The sequence below is a fragment of the Flavobacterium sp. CFS9 genome (assembly GCF_041154745.1).
In the GTDB taxonomy this organism is placed as follows: domain Bacteria; phylum Bacteroidota; class Bacteroidia; order Flavobacteriales; family Flavobacteriaceae; genus Flavobacterium.
In genome coordinates this window covers 380031-403388 of sequence record NZ_AP031573.1, presented here as the reverse complement: position 1 = coordinate 403388, position 23358 = coordinate 380031, and the positions used below count along the sequence as shown (strand labels likewise).

The 23358-nt window shown below is 34.6% G+C and carries 24 protein-coding genes; 11 read left to right on the top strand and 13 right to left on the bottom strand.

What is annotated here, in order from left to right; genetic code table 11:
- Positions 1 to 125: 125 nt before the first annotated feature.
- Both ACAM30_RS01490 and arsC read right to left on the bottom strand, forming a co-directional pair.
- On the bottom strand, positions 126 to 2597 hold the full coding sequence (locus tag ACAM30_RS01490) for a TonB-dependent receptor (protein WP_369616896.1): 2472 nt from the start codon (positions 2595 to 2597) through the stop codon (positions 126 to 128).
- An 89-nt stretch (positions 2598 to 2686) separates the two neighbouring features.
- A complete protein-coding gene (arsC, locus tag ACAM30_RS01485; RefSeq protein ID WP_369616895.1) occupies positions 2687 to 3037 on the bottom strand; it encodes an arsenate reductase (glutaredoxin) in 351 nt (116 codons plus the stop codon).
- Positions 3038 to 3150: 113 nt separating this feature from the next.
- On the opposite strand from arsC, the gene ACAM30_RS01480 reads away from it, so the two are divergent.
- From ACAM30_RS01480 to ACAM30_RS01470, 3 genes are all read left to right on the top strand, one after another.
- Positions 3151 to 4083 carry a lysostaphin resistance A-like protein gene (locus ACAM30_RS01480; RefSeq protein ID WP_369616894.1) on the top strand — a complete coding sequence of 311 codons (933 nt, stop codon included), beginning with the start codon at positions 3151 to 3153 and terminating at the stop codon, positions 4081 to 4083.
- Positions 4084 to 4094: 11 nt separating this feature from the next.
- Positions 4095 to 5135 (top strand): AMP-binding protein, encoded by a 1041-nt coding sequence (locus ACAM30_RS01475; protein ID WP_369616893.1) that lies wholly within the window; start codon positions 4095 to 4097, stop codon positions 5133 to 5135.
- A gap of 250 nt (positions 5136 to 5385) precedes the next feature.
- A complete protein-coding gene (locus ACAM30_RS01470) occupies positions 5386 to 5586 on the top strand; it encodes a bacteriocin (protein WP_369616892.1) in 201 nt (66 codons plus the stop codon).
- Between the two features lie 88 nt (positions 5587 to 5674).
- Here the strand turns inward: ACAM30_RS01470 and ACAM30_RS01465 are convergent, their stop codons facing one another.
- The 3 genes from ACAM30_RS01465 to ACAM30_RS01455 all read right to left on the bottom strand — a co-directional run bounded on the left by ACAM30_RS01465 (position 5675) and on the right by ACAM30_RS01455 (position 10357).
- Positions 5675 to 6895 (bottom strand): RsmB/NOP family class I SAM-dependent RNA methyltransferase, encoded by a 1221-nt coding sequence (locus tag ACAM30_RS01465; RefSeq protein WP_369616891.1) that lies wholly within the window; start codon positions 6893 to 6895, stop codon positions 5675 to 5677.
- Between the two features lie 143 nt (positions 6896 to 7038).
- Entirely contained in the window at positions 7039 to 9012 is a 1974-nt protein-coding gene (locus ACAM30_RS01460; RefSeq protein WP_369616890.1) for a KUP/HAK/KT family potassium transporter, read from the bottom strand.
- A 133-nt stretch (positions 9013 to 9145) separates the two neighbouring features.
- Positions 9146 to 10357: a hypothetical protein gene (locus tag ACAM30_RS01455; protein ID WP_369616889.1), complete on the bottom strand. Its 1212-nt coding sequence runs from the start codon at positions 10355 to 10357 to the stop codon at positions 9146 to 9148.
- Between the two features lie 117 nt (positions 10358 to 10474).
- On the opposite strand from ACAM30_RS01455, the gene ACAM30_RS01450 reads away from it, so the two are divergent.
- Entirely contained in the window at positions 10475 to 11536 is a 1062-nt protein-coding gene (locus ACAM30_RS01450) for an oxidoreductase (RefSeq protein ID WP_369616888.1), read from the top strand.
- Between the two features lie 65 nt (positions 11537 to 11601).
- Here ACAM30_RS01450 and ACAM30_RS01445 read toward each other — a convergent pair whose 3' ends face one another.
- The 5 genes from ACAM30_RS01445 to ACAM30_RS01425 form a co-directional block, all read right to left on the bottom strand.
- Positions 11602 to 12060: a sensor of ECF-type sigma factor gene (locus ACAM30_RS01445; RefSeq protein ID WP_369616887.1), complete on the bottom strand. Its 459-nt coding sequence runs from the start codon at positions 12058 to 12060 to the stop codon at positions 11602 to 11604.
- A 17-nt stretch (positions 12061 to 12077) separates the two neighbouring features.
- Entirely contained in the window at positions 12078 to 12491 is a 414-nt protein-coding gene (locus tag ACAM30_RS01440; RefSeq protein WP_369616886.1) for a hypothetical protein, read from the bottom strand.
- A gap of 33 nt (positions 12492 to 12524) precedes the next feature.
- On the bottom strand, positions 12525 to 13067 hold the full coding sequence (locus tag ACAM30_RS01435; protein ID WP_369616885.1) for an RNA polymerase sigma factor: 543 nt from the start codon (positions 13065 to 13067) through the stop codon (positions 12525 to 12527).
- A gap of 61 nt (positions 13068 to 13128) precedes the next feature.
- Positions 13129 to 14262, bottom strand: a complete 1134-nt coding sequence (locus ACAM30_RS01430) for a transcriptional regulator (protein ID WP_369616884.1) — start codon at positions 14260 to 14262, stop codon at positions 13129 to 13131.
- 158 nt (positions 14263 to 14420) lie between these two features.
- Positions 14421 to 14609, bottom strand: coding sequence for a hypothetical protein (locus ACAM30_RS01425; RefSeq protein ID WP_369616883.1), 189 nt, complete (start codon positions 14607 to 14609; stop codon positions 14421 to 14423).
- An 83-nt stretch (positions 14610 to 14692) separates the two neighbouring features.
- Between ACAM30_RS01425 and ACAM30_RS01420 the strand changes: the two genes are divergently transcribed.
- Entirely contained in the window at positions 14693 to 15073 is a 381-nt protein-coding gene (locus ACAM30_RS01420) for a hypothetical protein (protein WP_369616882.1), read from the top strand.
- Positions 15074 to 15131: 58 nt separating this feature from the next.
- Here the strand turns inward: ACAM30_RS01420 and ACAM30_RS01415 are convergent, their stop codons facing one another.
- The gene (locus ACAM30_RS01415) at positions 15132 to 16202 is read right to left on the bottom strand and encodes a branched-chain amino acid aminotransferase (protein WP_017496119.1); all 1071 of its coding nucleotides are present in this window, start codon (positions 16200 to 16202) and stop codon (positions 15132 to 15134) included.
- Between the two features lie 317 nt (positions 16203 to 16519).
- On the opposite strand from ACAM30_RS01415, the gene mnmD reads away from it, so the two are divergent.
- Together mnmD and ACAM30_RS01405 are read left to right on the top strand one after the other, a co-directional pair.
- Positions 16520 to 17185, top strand: coding sequence for a tRNA (5-methylaminomethyl-2-thiouridine)(34)-methyltransferase MnmD (mnmD, locus tag ACAM30_RS01410; protein WP_369616881.1), 666 nt, complete (start codon positions 16520 to 16522; stop codon positions 17183 to 17185).
- Between the two features lie 166 nt (positions 17186 to 17351).
- Positions 17352 to 17549, top strand: coding sequence for a hypothetical protein (locus ACAM30_RS01405; RefSeq protein ID WP_017496117.1), 198 nt, complete (start codon positions 17352 to 17354; stop codon positions 17547 to 17549).
- Between the two features lie 34 nt (positions 17550 to 17583).
- Here ACAM30_RS01405 and ACAM30_RS01400 read toward each other — a convergent pair whose 3' ends face one another.
- Positions 17584 to 18525 carry a LysR substrate-binding domain-containing protein gene (locus ACAM30_RS01400; protein ID WP_369616880.1) on the bottom strand — a complete coding sequence of 314 codons (942 nt, stop codon included), beginning with the start codon at positions 18523 to 18525 and terminating at the stop codon, positions 17584 to 17586.
- 107 nt (positions 18526 to 18632) lie between these two features.
- Between ACAM30_RS01400 and ACAM30_RS01395 the strand changes: the two genes are divergently transcribed.
- From ACAM30_RS01395 to can, 4 genes are all read left to right on the top strand, one after another.
- Positions 18633 to 19112 (top strand): Dps family protein, encoded by a 480-nt coding sequence (locus ACAM30_RS01395; RefSeq protein ID WP_264530826.1) that lies wholly within the window; start codon positions 18633 to 18635, stop codon positions 19110 to 19112.
- A gap of 133 nt (positions 19113 to 19245) precedes the next feature.
- Positions 19246 to 19530 carry a hypothetical protein gene (locus ACAM30_RS01390; protein WP_070907274.1) on the top strand — a complete coding sequence of 95 codons (285 nt, stop codon included), beginning with the start codon at positions 19246 to 19248 and terminating at the stop codon, positions 19528 to 19530.
- A 79-nt stretch (positions 19531 to 19609) separates the two neighbouring features.
- On the top strand, positions 19610 to 21250 hold the full coding sequence (locus ACAM30_RS01385; RefSeq protein ID WP_369616879.1) for a SulP family inorganic anion transporter: 1641 nt from the start codon (positions 19610 to 19612) through the stop codon (positions 21248 to 21250).
- Between the two features lie 128 nt (positions 21251 to 21378).
- Positions 21379 to 22014 carry a carbonate dehydratase gene (can, locus tag ACAM30_RS01380; protein WP_264530823.1) on the top strand — a complete coding sequence of 212 codons (636 nt, stop codon included), beginning with the start codon at positions 21379 to 21381 and terminating at the stop codon, positions 22012 to 22014.
- Between the two features lie 33 nt (positions 22015 to 22047).
- Here can and ACAM30_RS01375 read toward each other — a convergent pair whose 3' ends face one another.
- Positions 22048 to 23250, bottom strand: coding sequence for an LETM1-related biofilm-associated protein (locus tag ACAM30_RS01375; RefSeq protein WP_369616878.1), 1203 nt, complete (start codon positions 23248 to 23250; stop codon positions 22048 to 22050).
- Positions 23251 to 23358: the final 108 nt, after the last annotated feature.

The window sequence follows — 23358 nt, the reverse complement described above, 5'->3', positions numbered from 1 at the left end:
CTAAAAAATGAAGTTCCAATAAAAAGTATTCAAATTCCAAAATCCAAATTCCAAAAAAAATCCAAATTCCAATTTTGTAAAACTTAATTAGAATTTGGATTTTTTAATTTGGATTTTAAGTGAGATTATCCAGGAAATTCTCCTCCGCCGTCACCATCATTTTTAGGTGCGCCCGGTTTTTCTCTTTCACTTTTTGGCTTGTTGAAGCGGTAAGTAAACGATAGATTGAATTGACGTTTACGGAATTGCATTTCACTATATGATTTTTGACTTTCAAGGGTAGTGTCATTTTGAAGGTAAGTATACGATCTCATGATTCTTGAGTTAAAAATGTCACTGATGTTGAACGCAATTGTTGCTTTGTCTTTCAATATGTCTTTACTGAAAGCGGTATTCATCCCAAACTGATCTAAAATTTTACCCTGCGCTGTTTTTTGTGAACCATTGTAGGTACCGCTTAACTGCCAGTCAATTTTGTATGGTAAGGTAACTTTTGAACTGATTCTTGCAAACCAGGTGTTGGCCTGATTGTCCAGATTTTGTACAACTTCTTTATTATTGGTATCTATATACGTGTTCTCTCCCGTTGTTTTTACATTGTAAAGATTGAAGTTACTGTTTATTTTCCACCATTTATACGGACTATAATTGAAGGTGAATTCGAAACCATATTTTTGTTCTTTTCCTAAGTTGATAGGACGGCTTAGAATAACAGGAATTCCGTCTACTTTATCTCCATTCGGAGTTCTGACAAAGCTGAAAACATCTTTTGTATTTTCGAAATAAGCAGAAGAACTAAACGTTACTTTTTCCCATCTTTTAATATATCCTACATCAAATTTATCGGTTAAGGATGGATCTAAGTCAGGATTTCCCTGAAAAAGATTAATGTTACTGGCGTAATTAAGTGCCGGATTCATGAAACGTCCTCTCGGTCTTGATAAACGTTTGCTGTAACTGGCAGTGAAGTTACTCTGATCTGAAATTTCATAACTAACAAAAGCACTTGGGAACAAATTGTTGTATTTTTTGGTATTAAAAACACTATTGTCCAATAAGTTTACCTGAATATTAGTGTCTTCCCAGCGTAAACCGAATAAATAAGAGAATTTATTGACTTTCAGTCCGTACTGTGCATAAAGTGCATTGATGTTTTCTTTGTATTCTAAAGTGTTTGATTTTTTTGGATCGATAACGTATTCCCCATTTATAAAATTGGTGACGTTGTATTCGTTGTTTAAATCTCCAAAACTTCCTTTGTATCCTGCCTCAAACTGACTTCCTTTTCCTAATGGAAGAACATAATCTGCCTGAAGAAGTATTTGTTTTTGCACCTGATCATTCAAAGTAGTATTAGAAGTAGGTAAAGCGGTAATAAGACCGTCACTATCATCTGTATTTTTGGAAACCGATAAATCGGCAGTCAATTTGTGTCCTTTATCGTTGAAATTTTTGATTAAGTTCGAAGTAAATTCTACGTTTTCACTTCCGGTATCGGCATTATTTAAACGATTAGTTGTTCCTGTAAAAGCATGTGCGGCATCAAAATTATTGTAGTTGATATAATCTTTATCCTCACCCGAGTTCTTTTGATAATTAATGGCATTGGTCCAGAAGGTATTAGGAGCAACTGTCCATTCCACACCTGCTCTTGCATTAAAACCGTTACGGATTCTTTTGGTATCACGATCTTCATCTAAATAACCTTTTGGAGATCCATCAGCGTTATAATAAGAAGTATTCGTTAAACCCATACCTTCATTGGTCCTGTAGTTGTAACCTGCAGTAGTAAAATAGTTTAGTTTTTCGGTTTTATAATTTAAGTTAGCACTCAAACCATACGTTTCCGGAAGTCCTGTAGAAGCAATAAAAGTTCCGTTGAATCCTTGATTTTTTCCTTTTTTAAGAATGATATTGATAATTCCTGATCCTCCCTCTGCATCATAACGAGCCGATGGATTCGTAATTACTTCTACTTTGTCAATAGCATCAGCAGGAAGCTGACGTAAAGCCTCAGCTACATTGATCGCATTTGAAGGACGCCCATCAATTAAAATTCGGATATTATCACTGCCTCGTAAGCTTACGTTTCCTTCAGAGTCAACAGAAACAGAAGGAACATTGTCTAAAACATCGCTTACTGTTCCACCTTTCACCATCATATCCTGTCCAACATTGTAAACCTTTTTGTCCAGTTTTATTTCGACACTTGATTTTTCGGCACGAACGACAACTTCACTTAATTGTGCAGCGTCTTCTGATAAATTAACAACACCTAAAGCAGTGTCTCCGGAAATTGTTTTTCCTTTAATAAAAGTAGGTTTAAACGAAATAAATTCAACTTTTATATCGTAAGTACCCGGGGCAACAGCCACATCAAACTCTCCTTTTGGATTGGTAATTCCACCAGCTATAACTTTGGTGTCATTTGGGGCTGTGATCGAAATAGTAGCATACTCAAGAGGTTGTTTGCTTACTTTTTCGAGAACTTTTCCGGTAACCTTTACCTTGTTTCTGGCAGGAGGCGCCTGTTGTGCATAGTTGTACAAACTTGTAAATAGGCATACAAGTAATACAGCAAATTTGATTTTCTTCATTGTGATTTTTGGTTTCTTTTGTTCTTTAGACGGCAAATGTAACTTTTGGTTTAAAGAGAAAAATCACAAAAATTTGTTAATATGGTTCTTTATAATTGATCTAAAAAAGAAGCCACTAAATCAGGGTCTCTGCCAATGATTGCTTTACCGTCTTTTACAACAATCGGACGCTCGATCAAAATTGGATTTTCGACCATAGCTGTAATAATCTGGTCATCGGTCAGTTCTTTTCCTTTGTAGTTTTCAATCCAGATTTTTTCTTTGATTCTAACCAGTTGTAATGGCTTTAGATTTAATTGCTCCAGAAGTTTTTTTAAATCATTAAAGTCTGGCGTCTCGGTCAGATAAGGGATAATTTGATATTCCTGTTTGGTGTTTTCAATAAAAGCCAGGCAATTTCTTGATTTTCCGCAACGTGGGTTGTGATAAATTTGTATCATTTTGTTATATTTAAAATGTGTAAGATAATTAAACTGAAAATAGGTATTTTAGCAGTGCCAAAAATAAGATTTAGTTATTAAATCGAATTCTCATTTTTTAAATTATTATCAATATGTTTTTAGAACAAGGAATTAAACCCCATAATAAGTTCTGGTTGTATCTTTTAGGATCCGTTTTAATTATTATAGCATCTTTTATTGGTCAGATTCCTTTTTCTCTTGCGGTATTCTATAAGAGTTGGATTTCCGGAAAGGGGTTTCCTACTAATGATGCAGCAGTTATGAAAATGTTTGAACCCAATCTGACCTTGTTCCTGGTGATGATTTCCTTTGCTTTTGCTTTTGTAGGGATTTATTATGTGGTAAAATACATGCACCATCAAACCCTGTTATCCGTTACTACTTCAAGAGCTGAAGTAGATTGGAAACGAGTTGGTTTTTCTTTTTTATTATGGTCTTTGTTCTCTGTTTTGAGTTTTGTGGTATTGTATTTTACTTCTCCCGAGAGTTTTTTGTGGAATTTTAAATTGGTACCCTTTTTAATCTTAGTGGTAATAGGAACCGTATTAATACCCATACAAACCTCTACCGAAGAATACGTCTTTAGAGGGTATCTTATGCAGGGATTTGCCAATTTAGCACGAAACAGGTGGTTTCCTTTACTGATGACTTCGGTTATATTTGGTTCAATGCATGTTTTTAATCCCGAAGTTGTAAAGATGGGGTATATCGTGATGGTATACTATATCGGAACCGGTTTGTTTTTGGGAGTGATTACCTTAATGGATGAGGGAATGGAATTGGCACTGGGTTTTCACGCCGCAAATAATTTAGTCGGAGCTCTATTAGTGACTTCCGATTGGTCGGTTTTTCAAACGCATTCTCTTTTTATAGATATATCAGAACCTTCGGCTGGTGTAGATGTGCTATTGCCGGTGGTGGTAGTTTATCCTGTTCTGCTTTTTATTTTTAGTAAGAAATACAATTGGAGTAACTGGAAAGAGAAATTAACGGGGAAAATAAATGTTGTAGAATCTTTAAATTAATACACACAGTCATGTCAAAATTAACACATAAAAATGTCCATAATTACTTTAAGTTAAATGGTTATCATTTAAATGGGAAAGATTTATGCCGGATAGGTTATAGTTACATCAAAGAGGGAGATGTATACGAAAAAGCCATTGGTGAATTTTTATTGGATTGGTTCGATAAGAAAGAGTTTATTGAAATGACAACTTCAGGCACGACCGGACTTCCAAAATTAGTACGTCTCGAAAAACAGGCAATGATTCAGTCCGCTTTGGCAACAGGAGATTTTTTTGGATTAGAGCCCGGTAATAAGGCTTTGCTTTGTTTGCCTGTGCAATTTATAGCCGGAAAAATGATGCTCGTTCGAAGTCTGATTTTGGGTTTGGATATTGATGTTGTTTCACCAAGTACGACACCGTTGGCTTTGAACAGAAATAAATATGATTTTGTTGCGATGGTTCCTTTACAGGTACAAAGTTCTGTTGAAGAATTGAAAAATGTAAAGAAGCTTATTATTGGCGGTGCGAAGATCGATAGTGCGCTTGAAGAGCAATTACTTCCGTTAAAGACTGAGATTTACGAAACCTACGGGATGACAGAAACCATTACACATATCGCTGCCAAAAGAGTAGGGGAAAAGGTATTCTCGATTCTTCCGAATGTGAAAATTGCTAAAGATGATCGTGATTGTCTGGTGATTCATTTGCCTTCGGTTTCTGACGAGCCTATCGTGACAAATGACCTGGTGGAGCTGATTAATGAAAATCAGTTTGTGTTTTTAGGGAGAATTGACAATGTAGTGAATAGCGGAGGAGTAAAGTTAATTCCCGAACAAATAGAAAGTAAACTTATAGGGAAGATAAGTAACAGGTTTTTTGTGACCGGAGTTCCGGATACCGTTTTAGGAGAAAAACTAATTTTGGTGATTGAAGGAGAGAAACAAGAGTTTGCTCCAGATTTCTTTGATGTATTAGGGAAATACGAAAAACCAAAGGAGATTGTTTTTGTTCCAAAATTCAAAGAAAATGAAAATGGAAAGCTGTTACGAAAGCCTAGTTTGGTGTAGTTTTTTGTGAATCATTTTTCATTAATTTCAGGAAAAAGAATTTGAAATAAACGATTTTAAGGAAACAATCCGTTTACTCTTGGATTTGCTTATTTTGTCAGGCTGAGTGAAGTCGAAGCTTTGCGTATAGAGCTTCCCCTCCGTTCAGCCTGACAGTTGCTTCCAAAGGGACATTCAGAAAAAAGCACTTTGTTGAAAGTAAGAAAAATTAGCTATATTTATAAGGTATTAACTTTAAAACCTAATAATTATGAAATTTATCTTAAATCTGACAAATGTTGAGCAATTAAGTAAAAATGAATTAAAGCAAATTAAAGGCGGTGATTATATTTATTATTTAAATGGATATCAATTACGATGCGCCAAGCCACTAACACAACCGCCAACATGTGGCAATATTCCAACATTTTGTCTGATTTCACCAGATATGTGTCCAACTGGCCCGTTTTAAGCAATAGAAAAAAAGCAATAAAAAAATTCCAAATTCCAAACGATACATTTGGAATTTGGAATTTTATTCTTTTGGAATTTAAAAGAAATTAACTAGTTGCTTTTCTTTCCAATAATGCCATATAAAATCCGTCGAAACCAGATTCTGAGGCTAGTATTTTGTGATCTTTTACAAATGTAAATTGCTTTCCGATTTCAGTTTTTAGGAATTTTTCTACCTGCTCCTGATTTTCCGATGGTAAAATCGAACAAGTAGCATAAACTAATTTCCCTCCCGGTTTTACAATTTTCGAATAGCTTTCTAAAACTTCAGCCTGTACTTTTCGAATGTTATCAATAAATTCAGGTTGTAGTTTCCATTTAGAGTCGGGGTTTCTTTTTAAAACTCCTAAACCGCTACAAGGCGCATCAATTAAAACACGGTCTGCTCTTTCATGTAGTTTTTTGATCACTTTTGTAGTGTCAATAATGCGATACTCGATATTAAAAGCGCCATTTCTTTTGGCTCTTAATTTCAATTGTTTCAGTTTGCTTTCGTATAAATCCATCGCAATTAACTGCCCTTTGTTTTCCATTAAAGAAGCAATGTGCAATGTTTTTCCTCCCGCTCCTGCGCAGGTGTCTACCACACGCATTCCAGGTTTTACATCCAGAAAACCAGCCACTAATTGTGAATTGGCATCCTGAACTTCAAAAAGTCCTTGTTTAAAAGCATCTGTCAGGAACACATTGGCTCTTTCTTTCAAAACTAAAGCTTCAGGCTGATCTTTTAAATATTCAGTTTCAATATTTAAATCCATCAAGATGTTTCTCAGGTTTTCCTTGGTACCTTTAAGCGTATTGGTTCTTAAGATAACTTTAGCCGGCTGATTTTGAGCCGCAATTTCTTTAGCCCAAACTTTCTCTCCTAATTCTTTTACCCCTAATTCATCCATCCAGTCCGGAATAGATTCTTTTAAAGCTCTAACTTTAGAAAGCTCATCAAAACGGCCTTTTATTTTTCTCTCAGGAGTTCCTTCCAATTGTCTCCAATCCGGAATAGGATATCCTCTCAAAACTGCCCATACAGCAAACATTCTCCATAAGTTGTCTCTGTCGTATGGTTCTTTTACTTCTGCAATTTCTGCATATAGTCGTTTCCAGCGAACAATTTCGTATATCGTTTCAGCAACAAACTTCCTGTCGGAACTTCCCCAACGTTTGTCTTTTTTTAAGGCTCTGGCTACCACTTTGTCTGCATATTCTCCTTCATTGAAAATAGCATTTAAAGAATCGATGGTAGTATAAACTAAATTTCTGTGTAATCTCATTTTTATTATTTGAGTTGCAAAGGTACTATTAATTGATTGAAAGTTAAATTTTTAATTTTGATTGTTCATTTAACTTCTATTTAAAAGAAAAAACACTCTAATAAAGTTTAAAAGAGTGTTTCTTAATGTTATTTTGGAATGATTTATTTCGTAATACGTGTCAGTCCAATATTTTCAGGAGCGTGAAGCACCATTGGGAATTTCTCGATTTTTACCGAACTACTGTCTAAGCCAAAAGCTCTTTCTTCAGATAAACTCAGTTTTTTAATGAAGAAATAAGAACTCATGATAATGTTTTCATGCCATCTTAGATCATTGTCGTTAGATAAGAATTTCTCAGATAAAACAAATTTAAAGTCTCCGATAATATTGTTTTTGTTCAAAGACTCGTAACGGCTGGTGATGTCTACTTCGCCACGTTTTACCATATCGCGAATTACTTCTCTAAACATTAAATTGATTTTGGTAGGCTCTCTGAATCCCAAATTAAAATCAATTCTGTAGATATCGTCTTTAGCTATTTCGGTAACTTTGTATTGCGTTTTGTAAGGTTCCGTCAAGATGTTTACGTGTACAAACCAGTAAATATCAGCTCTTTTTGGACGCTTTTGTAAAATAGAATAGATTACTTTTTCTTCTAATTCATCAACACGATTTGCGTTCGTCATATACACCAGATGCGTTGCATATTTTGGTATAGATAAGTCTTCGCTCAGCTCCATTAATACCTTTTTATAATCGTCAATTTTGATGATTTTGGTGTAGCTTTTATTAATTTTCTTAGCCACGTACCAAATCGCCATGATAGAGATCAGAAGTATGGCGATGATTAATGTTACATAACCACCGTCTGCAAATTTTGTGATATTAGCAATCAGGAAACTAAACTCGATCAGTAAATAAATAGTGATTAACGGTACCATCAGGTATAGTTTTACACGTTTCATGATGAGGTAATAATTCAGTAAGATGGTCGTCATGATCATGCATAAGATAATGGCAAGACCATAAGCGTGCTCCATATTTCCTGATTCTTCAAAATGTAAAACGATTCCAACACAGCCAAAGAACAGCAACCAGTTGATTGATGGAATGTACAATTGTCCTTTTACTTCTGTAGGATATTTAATTTTAACTTTTGGCCAGAAATTCAATCGCATTGCCTCGTTAATCAAAGTAAACGATCCACTGATAAGTGCCTGAGAAGCAATTACAGCAGCTAAAGTGGCTACCACAATTCCGAAAGGAAGAAACCAGTGCGGCATGATTAAATAAAATGGATTTCCGTTTTCTCCGCCTAATTGTCTCAACGTACTGCCTTCATGATGAATTAAGTAAGCCGCTTGTCCGAAGTAGTTTAAAACCAGAGTAGTTTTTACAAATACCCAGCTGATTCTGATGTTTTTTCTTCCGCAGTGACCCATGTCAGAGTACAATGCTTCAGCACCTGTTGTACATAAGAATACAAAGCCAAGTACAAAGAAACCGTCAGGATGGATGGATAATAAATGGTATGCGTAATATGGATTAACCGCTTTGATCACTTCCGGGTATTTTAAAACCTGGATTGTTCCCAGCGTTCCCAGCATGGCAAACCAGATCAGCATCATTGGAGCGAAAAACTTTCCAACTAGCTTGGTACCAAATTGCTGAATGGTGAAAAGTACAAATAGAATTGCGATAACAATATAAACGATGGTCTCCGTTTGCATGGTAGGGTAGAACGCCCTGATTCCTTCTACAGCCGAAGAAATTGAAATGGGAGGTGTTATAATTCCATCAGCCAGTAAGGCACTTCCTCCAATAATAGCGGGGACAATGAGCCATTGAATTTTAGTTTTTTTGACCAGTGCATATAAGGCAAAAATTCCGCCTTCACCATGATTGTCAGCACTTAACGTAATAAGGACATACTTTATCGTGGTTTGCAAAGTCAAAGTCCAGAAAACGCATGAAATTCCACCAAGAACGATATCAGAATTAATGGCGTAATCACCAAGAATGGCTTTCATTACATACAATGGAGAAGTACCAATATCTCCGTAAATAATTCCTAATGTTACCAATAACCCCCCTATAGACAACTTACTATGTAAGTTTTTATGCGATGCGTTCATGAATATTTTTATAAAAGACGGTTGCAAATTTAACGTTTTATACTAAACTAACCTCAATTATAACTAAAAAGATAAAAAAAAGCACAATCGTTAAATTGCGCTTTTGATTTTTTATAAGAATAAGAATTTGATATTAAATTCGTCTGCCTCCGTAACTTCTTCCGTTGGAACCACTCTCTCTTTGTGGCGAACTGCCTCTGGATTCCTGACTTGCTCTTGGAGATTCGTAACGTTGCGTGTTTGGCGTACTCTGTCTCTCTGAATTCCCTCTGTTTTCAGAATAGCTTCTCGAAGACTCATTTCTTTGAGGAGTCGAAACCCTTTCTGTTGTTCCATAGTTTTGTGAATTTCCTCTGGAAGTATTCGAATTGTTTTGACCGTAATCTCTTCTGCCTGTATTTTCAACTCTTACAGGATTTGTACTTATACCTGAATTGTCTCTGTTGTTAGAATAGGTTCTGTTTGTAGTATAATTTCTGTCAGATGTAGTTCTGTTGTCTCCATAATTTCTGGTTGAGGTTCTGTTATCTGTAGTAGATACTCTATCCGAATTCGATCTGTTTGTCGTGTATGTATTTTGATTTCTTCCATAATCTCTGGTAGTAACACGTCTTTGATCTAAATCATATCTATTAGTAACATTCGAATTTCTTTGCGCAAAACTATAATCAGGACGTCTGGTTTCGTAACCGTATGTACGTCTTGTTTCATAGATAACTGGAGCTCTGTAACTTCTTCTTGTGTTTACATAGTTGTAGCTATTGTTGATATTAATACATAGGTTGATGTTGTTTCTGTATCTGTAAATTGGGTAAGGTCTCCAGGCAGAATAGTATCTTGGGTAATAATTCCAACTCCAGCTGGAATAATAAGGTCTGTAATTTGTTACCCAAAACGAAGTGTAAATTACCGGTACTACATGGTAAACAGGCTCGTAAATATAGTTGGCTCCATACAAGTAGCTGTTACCAACAATCTGTACATTTACCCTGTTGTAATTGTCTCTTTCTACATCAATTGTAGCAATGTCCTGATAAACATCACGATCCAAAACCGCCTGAATGATTACAACGTGAGTTCTGTTTTCTACAGATTCAATTACACGTAAATAATCGACCTGATTATCATCGTTTAAATCAAGATTTGAAATTTGATATTTGGAGTCGTTCAAACGTCTCTCGAAATCTTGCAGATTAGCTGATTCTCCAAAAATAGACGCAACAGCTCTTAAGTCCAGATTATCGCTGATATCTGAATTTTTTGCGTAAACAGTAGTTTGGCTTTGTACTGGTACAGAACTCAAACCTATTGCCAGGAGGGCTATAAAAAGTAGTTTCGTTTTCATTTTTAAATCGTATTAAGATTACTATTTTGAGGTATCCAATTACTGTGCCAGAAAAAAAAGCGAAACTTATTTCAAGTGTTATAAATAATTGTATTTTAGCGCAAAAAAACTAGTTTTATGAGAAAAGTAATATTCTTTTTTGGTGCTTTAATTTTTTTGATGTCTTTTAAAACATTGAATAATAGTGGTAAAGGGATTTTTAACACAGGTTTTACATCAATTCAGATAGATACTTTATTTCAGGATAAAATTAGTATCAGAGCCATCTCAATTGATAAAAATAAAATTTGGTACGGTGCAGATAATTCCCGTTTTGGATTTTATGATTTGGATAAAAAAGAAAAATTTGAAGACCATATTTATCGTGATACTTTGAATTTGGAATTTAGAAGTATTGCTCAGAATTCAAATAGTATTTTTTTATTGAGTGTTGGAAATCCTGCCTTACTTTACCAGGTTTCTAAAAAAACACAAAAAGTAAAATTAGTATACAAAGAAGTAAATTCGAAAGTGTTTTACGACAGTATGCAGTTTTGGAACGATAAGGAAGGAATTGCGATTGGCGATCCTACAGAAGATACTTTCTCTATTATCGTTACACGTGATGGTGGTGAAACCTGGACTAAAATTTTATCAGACAAATTACCTACAAATGCAGAGGGTGAAGCAGCTTTTGCAGCCAGTAATTCTAACATAGTAATAAAAGGAAATGATACCTGGTTGGTTTCAGGAGGAAAAAAGGCACGTGTTTTTTATTCACCGGACAAAGGAAGAACCTGGAAAGTAACTGAAACTCCAATTGTGCAGGGAAAAACGATGACTGGTATTTTTACAGCCGATTTTTACGATTCAAAACACGGATTTATTGCCGGTGGTGATTATGAATTTCCGGAACAAAAAAAGGATAATAAAGCCTTTACTACTGATGGAGGGAAAACCTGGCAGCTAATTGGTCAGGGTATGGGATTTGGATATGCTTCATGTGTGCAATATGTTCCGGGAGGAAATGGCAAAGAAATAATCTGTGTAGGTTCTGAAGGAATCCAGTATTCACAAAATGGAGGAGAGAACTGGACGCAATTATCTACAGATACAAAATTGTTTACGATTCGTTTTTTGAATAGAAATACTGCAATTGCAGCAGGACATAATAAAGTAATCAGGATCAGATTTAAATAATAAAAACCCCAAATAATAAAGCAAGTTATTATATGGGGTTTTCGCTGTTGTTACTTTTTGTTATTCTAGTTTTTTCCGGCTTTATCGCGGTATTGTTTTAATAGTTTACGATTAAAGTCGTCTTCTGATTTTTTAAGCTTTAGGATTTTCTTAGCAGAAAGAATCTTTTTTAAATTGCTGTTGTATTTGTCTCTTAGTGTATATAATTCTTTGTCTGCGCTTTCCATTTGTGATAGGAGTACTGCTGCTTCTTTTTCAGACATGGTACTGATGTTGTCATCGTCTAGTTTACGTAAATACATTTTCATTTTTTCGTGACGCAATTCATATTGTTTGTCGTCGTATGTATTGTAAATGGGCCAGAATTTCTCGGCTTCTGTCGAGGTGAGTTCCAATTCTGTTGTTAAAAAAGAAACTTTATAAGCTTTAATCTTTTCCCGCTTTTCGTCTGTTTTGTCATTTTGCGCGTAAAATGTGAATGTAATAAAGAATAGAAGTATTGGAAGTATATTTTTAATTTTCATCTTTTGAAATTTTAGTTTTATTCTGAAATTAAATTTTCAATATTGGGGTTGGTTGCCAGGATGTCTTCAAGAGTTTCCTGTTCAAGAGCAACATTTTTACCAAGCTTATCAATGTCTTTAGTGTCCAGTTCACGAATCAAATCGTATTGATTTAAGTTTGACTGATAGGATAAATACGTTTCCAGAGTGTCTTCGTCAAGATCTTTGGATTTATTGTAATTGTTGATAACAGGAATCAGTAAGGCTGCAAAAACAACTGCCGCCGCTGCAATCGAAAGCACTTTTTTACGTTTGTAAAGTGGTATTATTTTTATTTCTTTCTCTTCGTTTATTTGCTGTAAAACCTTTGTTGAAAAAGTATCAAAATAATTCTCCGGAGTTTTAAATCCGGTTTTTATTTTCGGTTCGTTTTCTAAATTAAATGTTTTCATAGTAGCTATAAGACAGTTATTGTTACAAAAGGTTTAATTTGAGGTAACATATATTTCAATTTTTTTTACTGCGTGATGATAAGATGCTTTTAAAGCGCCGACTGAAGTTCCCAGAATTTCAGCGATTTCTTCGTATTTTAATTCTTCAAAATATTTCATTTTAAAAACCAATTGCTGTTTTTCCGGTAAAGTCACAATTGCTTTTTGAAGTTTGATCTGAATTTCGTCCCCTTCAAAATACACATCGGCTTTTAAATTGTCGATGGCTTTGTTTTGCAGTGCTTCAGAAGTTAATCCGCTTAGTTTTGCTTTTTGACTTAAAAAGGTCAAAGCTTCATTGGTTGCAATTCGATACATCCAGGAAAAAAGCTTGCTTTCTCCCTTGAAGTTTTTTAAATACTGAAAGACTTTTACAAAAGTATTCTGTAAAACATCATCTGTATCATCGTGATTCAGAACAATGTTTCGAATATGGGAATACAGCGGTTTTTGATAATCAGATACGAGCTTTTGAAACGCGGTGTTTTGCGTTGCAGGATTTAATAATTGTTGAATAAATTCCTTCTCGTCTGCCAAATTCCGTTATTTATGGTGTTAGAATGAATTTTGAACAAAAGGTTTAATGAACCAAATTATTTTAGAATTCTGACTGTTCTTCTTCTTCAGGCTTTTTAGGTGTTTCTGTAGGTTTTACAGCTGCAGGATCGGTAGTGGCAGGTTTGTATACAGGAACTTTAGCCACCGGAACTACTTTAGGTTTTGTTGGATAGTAAATTTCAGTCATTAACTTAGACGGACTTTTTACATCCAGTTTACTCATGGTTAAGATTTCAAGATGTGACCAGCTTAAATCAGGTGTAATTTTTTCGTTGTTGATAAAAGCAGTTGTTTTTTTAAAGGCTTCGTTAAGGTGTGAGTAATCACCTTTTAAAGTGGTTTTTACCGCTTCAAATCCGTTTAATTTTCCTCCTGAAATATCACTTCCGGAAGTAGTTGCGATTTCTCGGTTGGTAGGTAAACAGATCGAGATTTTAGCCAGTCCGCTTGAAATGTCGTAGGTGTGGTAAATAATGAAAGGTTTTCCATTTGTCGCTAAACCATTATTTTTACTGAATTCAATTAGTTTCGGGATAACGATTCTGGCATTTTTACCAACTTTTCCAATTTCACTTGTAAAGGTTTGTCTGATATAAGGAGTTTCCGTCTTTCTTACTAATCCGTTAACTTTTATAGCGTATGTTTTGGTTTCGTAATCTAAGTTTTTGTCAATGTTTGCAAGACTTTTTTCGTAGATAGTTCCAATTACTTTATCTGAGCCTCCATTAAGAGCGGTATAAATTTTAAACAAAAAGCTCATCGTTCCGGATGCTTTCCAGGTCACTTTTGTTTTTCCAGTCAATGTATCTTTAAAAGTCCAGTTTACATCGGCCTCAGTTCCGTCATACTTCATTTTTTGTTGTATACTTTCTCCGTCCTTTGTTTTTAGTGTGATTGCGTTTCCATTTCCTTCAGCTCCTGTCCAGTAAAACGAGGCGCCATTCCCGACCGTTTTGTTAGGAAAGGTCATCTTCATCGTAGGATCTTCAACAGACCAGGATTCAAAATCTTCATAATTTCTAAAATCATTAAGGTAATTGTATACTGTAGCTTTTGGTGAGTTGATCACTTTGCTTCTTTCTACAGAAAAGATTCCTTTTTGTGTAGCAACAAAAACGGTAAGGGCAACAAGGCTTAGTAATAATAGAAGGAATAGATATTTAAGAATCTTCATTGGAATGGTTTATTTGGAGTCGTAAAGTTATAAATTTATTACTAGTCGCACTAATAACACTTTGGTAAAAGTACATTTTATACCATTATCGGAAGAGAAAATCAAATAAAACGTACTGAAAATGGTTTTATTTGAAATCGAAAACTTTCTTTTCGGTTTTATCTTTTGAAGAAAAATTTAATTACAAATAAAATGGCAATAAAAAGTAAAAAGACGAGTAGTACTTTGTAATTGCCTTTATAGAAAATCTTGTGTAAAGCAAGATCTTTTCGATAGGCGAATATCATTACGATTACGAATGCAATAAAAAAACAGAGTCCGAATATTAATTGTCCTTGACTAAACATAGTTGAAAATTATTTTTGGCAAATTTAGAGAATTGTATACGAATTGTTGCTAATTTGGTATTTCATTTAATCAAAATAATATCATGAAGAAACAACTTGATGCGGTGACTGAGTTTCATACTGCTTTTAGAATAGGACATAGTCTCGAGCCGATTGCTGATTTAGGAGAAACGAAAAAACTGCTTCGTTATAATTTAATGAAGGAGGAAAACGAAGAATATCTGGAAGCAGTTCAGAATAATGATTTGGTTGAGATTGCTGATGCGCTTGGGGATATGATGTATATTTTGTGCGGAACCATTATCGAGCACGGTCTGCAGGATAAAATTGAAGCTGTTTTTGATGAGATTCAACGCAGTAATATGAGTAAATTAGGAGAAGACGGCAAGCCAATTTACAGAGAGGACGGAAAAGTAATGAAAGGGCCAAACTATTTTAAGCCTGATTTTTCAAAATTGTTCTAGTATGAAAACCCGATAGGTTTCTGAAACCTGTCGGGTTTATATAATTTATATTTTTGGATTACTGAACTTTTACAGTCCAGCCAAAAGTATCTTCAGAAAGTTTGTTTTGAAGACTTGTTAGTTTTTCTTTTAGTAAAGAAGCATAAGAATTCTCAAGAGGAGCCATTTCGTAATAAGTATCCTGATAAGAGAAGCCTTTAATAACGCTAACTACAGCAGCAGTTCCCGCTCCGAAAATTTCTTTCAAAGATCCGTTTTTAGCCGCTTCTACCAATTCTGATACAATAACAGGACGAACTTCAACTTTAAGTCCTTCTTTTTCTGCGATAGCGATCAAACTTTTTCTGGTAATACCGTCTAAGATTCTTTCGCTTGTTGGAGCGGTTAATAAAGTATCATTGATTCTGAAGAAAACGTTCATAGTTCCTGCTTCTTCCAGTTTAGTATGTGTGGCATCATCTGTCCAGATTACCTGTTGGAAACCATCTTTGTTTGCCAGATTGGTTGGGTAAAATTGTGCAGCATAGTTTCCGGCAGCTTTGGCAGCTCCAATTCCTCCGTTTGCCGCTCTACTGTAATGTTCAGCGATAATTACTTTCACTTCACCTCCGTAATAAGATTGTGCAGGAGAAAGTAAAATCATGAATTTATATTCGTCAGAAGGATTTGCTACAACACCGGCACCGGTTGCAATCATAAAAGGACGGATGTACATGCTGCTTCCGTTTCCTTTTTGAATCCATTCCTGATCAATTTTTAATAATTCGTTCAAACCGTCCATAAAAACAGCTTCAGGAACTTCCGGCATAGCCATACGTACTGCTGAGTTGTTAAAACGCTTGAAGTTTTCATCCGGTCTGAACAACCAAACATCATTATTGTCATCTTTATAAGCTTTCATTCCTTCAAAAATAGCTTGTCCGTAGTGGAAGACTTTTGAAGACGGATCCATTAAAATTGGAGCATAAGGCTTAATGACAGGATTTTGCCATTCTCCATTTTTAAAATCACACTCGAATAAATGGTCTGTAAAAACAGAACCAAAGCTTAAATTTTGAAAGTCTACCCCGCTTATTTTTGACGAAGTTGCTTTTCTGATTTCAATTTTGTTGGTTTGAGTTGTACTCATAATTAATATGTAAAGTTTTTTTTATGTAATTAGCATTAATAATAAAGAAAATCTAAACCAATGATTTGGTGAGTAATAGATTTTTCTCAATGCAAAATTAAGTAAAAATATATAATTTGCTTAGTAAAACTGCATTATTTGCGGCCTTTAACTGAGATTTATACATCTTATAATAAAGTGAAAAAATTAAGACATTTTTATAAAGAATTTATGAAAAACGAACCGTTTTTTAAGGCTTTACGCATTTGTTTTGACTAAATTTGGCACTGAAAATACCTCATATATCAATAGAAAAAGATTGCTAATTCCGAAATAAGGTGAAAAGAGAAATAATTAAAACGCTAGATGGCTCAACAACAATTCATTTACACGAATGGAATGAGTCTTACCATTCAAAACATGGAGCTATTCAGGAAGCCAAACATGTATTTATAAAAAACGGGCTTTCGTTATTTGATGTTGCTCCGGTAAGTATTCTTGAGATAGGTTTCGGAACCGGTTTGAATGCGTTTATTACTTTTTTGGAATCCAACGAAAAGCAGCAGCAAATTGATTATGTTGGAGTAGAGGCTTACCCGGTGGATGCGAAAGAAGTTTTGGCGATGAATTATGTTGCTGAACTGGAGGCTGACAATTATAAAGATGTTTTTGCAAAAATGCACGAATGCGAGTGGAATCAGAAAGAGGTTATCAGTGCTGATTTCATGTTAACCAAAAGGAAACAATTTTTTGATGAAATTGACGATTTTGAAATTTTTGATTTGATTTACTTTGATGCCTTCGGATATAGGGTGCAGCCGGAGCTGTGGAGCACCGAAATTTTTCGAAAAATGTACCAAAGTTTAAAGCCAAATGGAGTTTTGGTAACATATGCTGCCCGCGGAGTTGTTAAAAGAAGTATGATGGAGGTTGGTTTTACTGTTGAAAAATTGGCAGGACCTCCCGGAAAAAGAGAAATGTTTAGAGCCTTTAAAAAGGTTTAAATGAGTTGTTTAGAATGATTCTATATTGATTTATGTTTAGTAAGAAATCGTATTCGCTGCTAAAGTTTTTAAAAAAATAAGTTAAAATCAGTACCAATGAATGATATTTGTTTAAATTTGTTGCGAGTTTAAAAATATAGATAACCCCAAAAAATCTTATTTTATTATGTCAAAAATGATGTTTGATTACACGAAATCAATACTTGAGAGAGTGAGTTTCGACCCGATACTTTTCTGCAAAGAATTAGAAAAAGCTATCAAAACACTGTTACCGTACGAAATGGAACAATTACAAGAATGGTTATTAAATTTCATTATTGAAAAACCAGAATTAAAGCAAAGTCTACTACTAATTAAAGTATAAAAGAAAAGGAGCCAAATTGGCTCCTTTTTTATTTTTATTTCTTTTGTAGCGGACTGATGATCTGAACGTTCTGAAAAACAATTGCTCCTTTTATAACTCCTGCAATTGTAGATCTGAGGGCGTCAATGATCTGCATTTTTAATTCGCTCTTTGGGTAAATCAAACTTACCTCACGAGCAGGTTTAGGTTCCTTAAAGTTACGCAGTTTTTGTTTGTCGGAATCTTTTAAATCCAGGGTGTGCAAATACGGAAGTAGCGTTGTACCCAAACCTTCGTCGGCTAATTTTATCAGAGTCTCGAAGCTTCCGCTTTGGATCTGAAAATTATTCTGATCAACGTCACTGGCATTTTTGCATAAATTCAAAATTCCGTCTCTAAAACAGTGCCCGTCCTGAAGAAGCAGGATTTCGTTAATGTTTAAGTCTGCAACTTCAATTTCTTCCTTTTGAAAACTGGCGTGATGTTCCGGGATATAAGCTACAAAAGGTTCGAAATACAATACGATTTCTTTTATTTTTTCGTCTTCAAGCGGAGTTGCGGCAATAGCGGCATCCAAATGACCATTTTTTAACTTCAGGATAATTTCATCCGTGTTAAGCTCTTCGATCAGGAGCTTTACTTTTGGGTATTTCTTGATGAAATTGTTTAAAAACATCGGTAAAAGTGTCGGCATAATGGTTGGGATAATTCCCAGACGGAATTCTCCTCCAATAAAACCTTTTTGCTGTTCTACAATATCCTTAATACGATCAGCTTCATTTACAATATTCTTAGCCTGGTTTACGATTTTCTGACCAATATCTGTAAGTTGAATAGGTTTTTTACTTCTGTCAAAAATTTGAATGCTAAGTTCTTCCTCGATCTTCTGAATCTGCATACTCAGTGTAGGCTGGGTAACGAAACATTTTTCGGCAGCAAGGGTGAAATTTTTATGCTCGGCAACAGCTAGTACATATTGCAATTGGGTTATAGTCATCTTGATAGTAATTTTTGATGCAAAAATAAGGAAATATAATTTTTTTTTATATTATTTTCAGAGAACTTATTTTAAATTTGTAGTAATCACATTATAAAATGAGAACTATGAAAACAAATATTTTAGGTTTACCAGTGAAGGAATCAGAGTTGTTAGTAAAAGAATTAAATGTTCTGTTGTCAAATTTTCAGGTATATTACCAGAATCTAAGGGGGTTGCATTGGAATATTCGTGGGAAACGTTTTTTTGATCTGCATGTAAAGTTTGAAGAATTGTATACAGATTCCCAGTTGAAAATTGATTTGATTGCAGAAAGGGTTTTAACTATCGGCGGAACTCCTTTACATACTTTTGAAGACTACATTAAAAATAACAAATTAACTGTTGGGAAAAATATTTCAAATGACGAAAAAGCGGTTCACTTAATTGTGAGCTCTTTAACGGATTTATTGAAAATTGAAAGAGGAATTTTAAAACAATCGGATGAAATTAACGATGAAGGGACAAATTCGATGATGAGTGACTTCATTGCAGAGCAGGAAAAAACAATTTGGATGATGAATGCATGGCTTGAAGAAGAGCTGTAATTTGTTGTTTCTAAAGTGATTACTATAGCGGAATGGTCGGGTTTGACCATTCTGTTTTTTATGATTGTTAAATTTGTTTAAATTTTTAGGCCTCTCGCTTTGATTTTAGCCGTTTAACACTATTTTTGTTCCAATGAAATTAGTCGCTCGCATATTATTATTCATCTTTATTGCCTTCTTATCTACCCCAACTATTGTGACGGTAATGAAGAAAAGCAATGATGCGTCGATATTTTTTAGTTTTTCTGAAGAGGAACATTCACACAAAGAACTTAAGGCTGCTGTTTATCCGGCAATACTTCAACATGAAGTTGTTATGCCAGTTTATATAGAAAAAAAGACCATAGTGTCTGAAAATATTGTAAAACTAGACAATATTTCTCCGAGCATTTTTGCTCCACCTCCTAATTTGGCATAATACTTCCGATTATTTTAAATTGAACTGCATTTTGTTAATTGCAGTAAGTCTTTAATGAATAATTTATTAGTATTGTGCTATGACAAAAAAAATCAATCTTTTTGCCAACCTTAAATCTGATTTTGCTTCAGGTTTAGTGGTTTTCTTGGTAGCTCTTCCATTGTGTTTAGGTATTGCAATGGCTTCCGGAGCACCTTTATTTTCGGGAATTATCGCAGGTGTTGTTGGGGGTATTGTGGTAGGTTATTTAAGCCAGTCCCATATTAGTGTCTCCGGGCCTGCAGCTGGACTGACCGCTATCATCTTGACCGCTATTACAGATTTAGGTGCTTTTGATGTGTTTTTAATGTCTGTTTTTATAGCTGGATTAATTCAATTAGCATTAGGATTTTTGAAGGCCGGAAGTATCTCCAATTATTTTCCGACCAACGTTATTGAAGGAATGTTGGCAGGTATCGGAATTATTATCATTCTGAAACAGTTGCCGCACGCTTTTGGTTACGATGCTGATTTTGAAGGAGATCAGGCGTTTATTCAAAACGACGGAAGCAATTCTTTTTCTTTTTTATTCGATGTTTTAAATCATATTCATTTAGGAGCGGTTGTAGTTTCACTTGTTTCGTTCGCGATCTTAATTTCATGGGAGAAAGTTCCTTTTTTAAAAAGATTGAAATTAATTCCGGGAGCACTTGTTGCGGTTATTACCGGAATAATTTTAAACGAGTTTTTTACTTCAACAGGGAGTTCACTGGCAATTGCAAATGAACATTTAGTTTCTTTGCCGGTTCCAAAATCTTTTGATGAATTTAAATCAATTATAATTCTGCCCAATTTTGCTGCGGTTACCAATCCGCAAGTTTGGGTGGTTGCTATTACAATCGCGATAGTTGCCTCTATTGAGACCTTGTTATGTATTGAGGCGTCTGATAGAATGGATGTTCAAAAACGTTACACCGATACCAATGTTGAGCTTAGAGCGCAGGGAATTGGTAATATAGTAAGTTCGCTTTTAGGTGGTTTGCCAATGACATCCGTTGTGGTAAGATCATCTGCGAATAATAACGCAGGAGCAAAATCAAAAATGTCGGCTATTATTCATGGTGTGCTTTTGCTGATCAGTGTTTTATCGATTCCGGCATTATTAAACAAAATTCCATTAGCAACTTTGGCAACGGTTTTAATTTTAGTAGGGTATAAACTGGCAAAACCTGCAACTTTCAAACATTTCTGGGAAAAAGGAAAATATCAGTTCGTACCGTTTATTGCCACTTTAGTATTTGTTGTAGCAACAGATTTACTTAAAGGAGTAGCTTTAGGAATTGTTATCAGTATTATTTTTGTATTGAGAGGAAATCTGAAAAGAGCCTACAGTTTCAAAAAAGAAGAGTACGAAGATGGTGATGTCATCCATATCGATTTAGCACAGGAAGTTTCATTTTTGAATAAGGCTGCTATTAAGTCGACCTTAAATGAAATTCCGGAAAATTCTAAAGTAATTATCAATGCTGCCGATACAGAGTATATTGCCCATGATGTTTTAGATTTGATTCGTGAGTTTAAAGAAACAAGAGCAATTGACGAAAATATTAAAGTAAAGCTGAAAGGGTTCAAGAAAGCATATGAGCTTGAGAATTCACCGGACATTAATAATCATGTGTCGATAGAGCATTATTATGATGTTGCCAAAAGAACTTTGGTTCAAAAAGAAAACGTAAAATAAATTTATAAATAAATTATATTAATTAAGGTATTTCCGGAGAGCGAGAAGTACTAAAAATTAGATAACTTTACGATAAGTTTTTTTTAGTAGATTTTAGCAAACAGGAATACCAAACAAAAAACAAAAAAATGAGAGAGTTTTATAAGCAATTACTTGAAAATAACAGACAGTGGGTTGAAAAATCATTAGCGTTAGATCCTAATTATTTTGCTGATCTGGCAAAAGGACAAACACCGCCATTGTTATGGATTGGATGTTCAGACAGTCGTGTTCCGGCAAATGAAATTATTGGAGCTAAACCGGGTGAGGTTTTCGTACACCGTAACATCGCCAATATGGTAGTACACTCTGATATGAATATGTTGAGTGTTTTGGATTATGCGGTAAATGTTTTAAAAGTGAAACACGTTATTGTTTGCGGACATTATGGCTGTGGTGGTGTGAAAGCTGCTATGGGCAATCAGTCTGTTGGAATTATCGATAACTGGATTCGTCACATTAAAGATGAATACCGTCTGCACGATAAGTACCTGAATTCAATTGAAGATGAGACAGAGCGTTTCAATACTTTCGTTGAAATCAATGCAAAAGAGCAAGTTTACAATTTAGCTAAAACCTCTATCGTTCAGGGAGCCTGGAAAAACGGACAGGATTTGATGCTTCACGGATGGGTTTACGGTTTAAATTCAGGTTTTGTAACCGATTTAAATGTGAATATTGCTTCAAATGAGGAGCTTGATGAAGTTTATCAGTTAGATCTATAATATAAAAAAAATCGCCTCAAAAGGGCGATTTTTTTATTCGTTTTCGTCCAGGTTTTCATTAAAAGCAGACGGGAGTAAAGTTGGAATAAATTTGATAAGAATCGGCAGTAATAAACTTCCTCCGGGCAGTAAAAATATGGTAAGCGACGGAATCGTTTTGCAGATGTCCAAAAGCTGTTTTTTTACTTTTTTCTTTTCTTTAGCGTCCAGATCTCTGGTGGTAGAATAAGCCAGCAGAACCATTAATTCTTTACTTTGAATAATTTCCTTAACTAATCTGTTTTTGTTTCTTACAATCAGCTTTACCACACTGTGGGTCATTTGGTCGTAAAAATGTTTTACAGGATTGGAGTAATTAAAGTAAGGAATCTTCTTTTTGTGAGTAGTAATGAACGTGTTGGTCGTTTCAATGCTTTTGGTCACAAAATCATCAGAAATTCCCATCATCGATCCTAAAGAGTACAAAAAGTAAGCTTCTTCGTTTTCTACAACACCATCGCTCCACAAAGCCATTCCGGCCATATCAATCAAATAATAGTGTTCGAGTTTATGGGTGTAAAAGTCCAATTGTAATGTTTCTAAAGTATCAACCGTAACCTTCGAAAATTTAGAATAACGTATAGAGGCCTCAAAAAGTTTAATCAGTAAGTCGTCATGCTGAGATTTTATGGTCTTGGTTTTTAAAGCCAGAGCCACGATACCCATAACGGTTTCTTCGATTCGTTTTAAGTATTTTTCAGGAATAGTTCCGTGTTCTAAATATTGTCTGAAAGCCAGTACATCAATAAACAAAAGCGCATTGGTTACTAAATGCGAAAAGTTTTTACTGATAATACTGTCATTGGTCTGAACACGCTGATCTATAATGTTTTCTAATGAAAGAGAAGGAGTGTCTTTTGGAAGCAGAATTTTAAAGATATTAAAACCTTCCGGACTCATTTCTTTATAGAATTTTAAAACTTCTGAAATAAAATTATTTGGTTCTGAACTTCTTTTTTCCAAACAAAAAACACCATACAAAGTATTTAATAAAGCTACTTTGGAAATTTCGGTTTTGAACCAGCCTTTTATTGGGATTGGAATCTGAGAATCTATAGCGATGATGTGACCGTAAATAAAACCGGTTTCTCTGACTTTATGGTAAAACGACTCAGGAGTCTCAAAAGGAATAGCCTCCGAAAACTTCTGTTCGCTAAAAAACTTATCTATCCAGCCTGGTGCCGATGGGTTAATCATTAACTTTATAATTTATAGCTGCAAAGCTATATCTTTTTCTTGTTTTAGTGTAAAATTAAAATGAAATAACCACTAGATTTTGTGAAAATGTAGTGGTTATTACGGTTT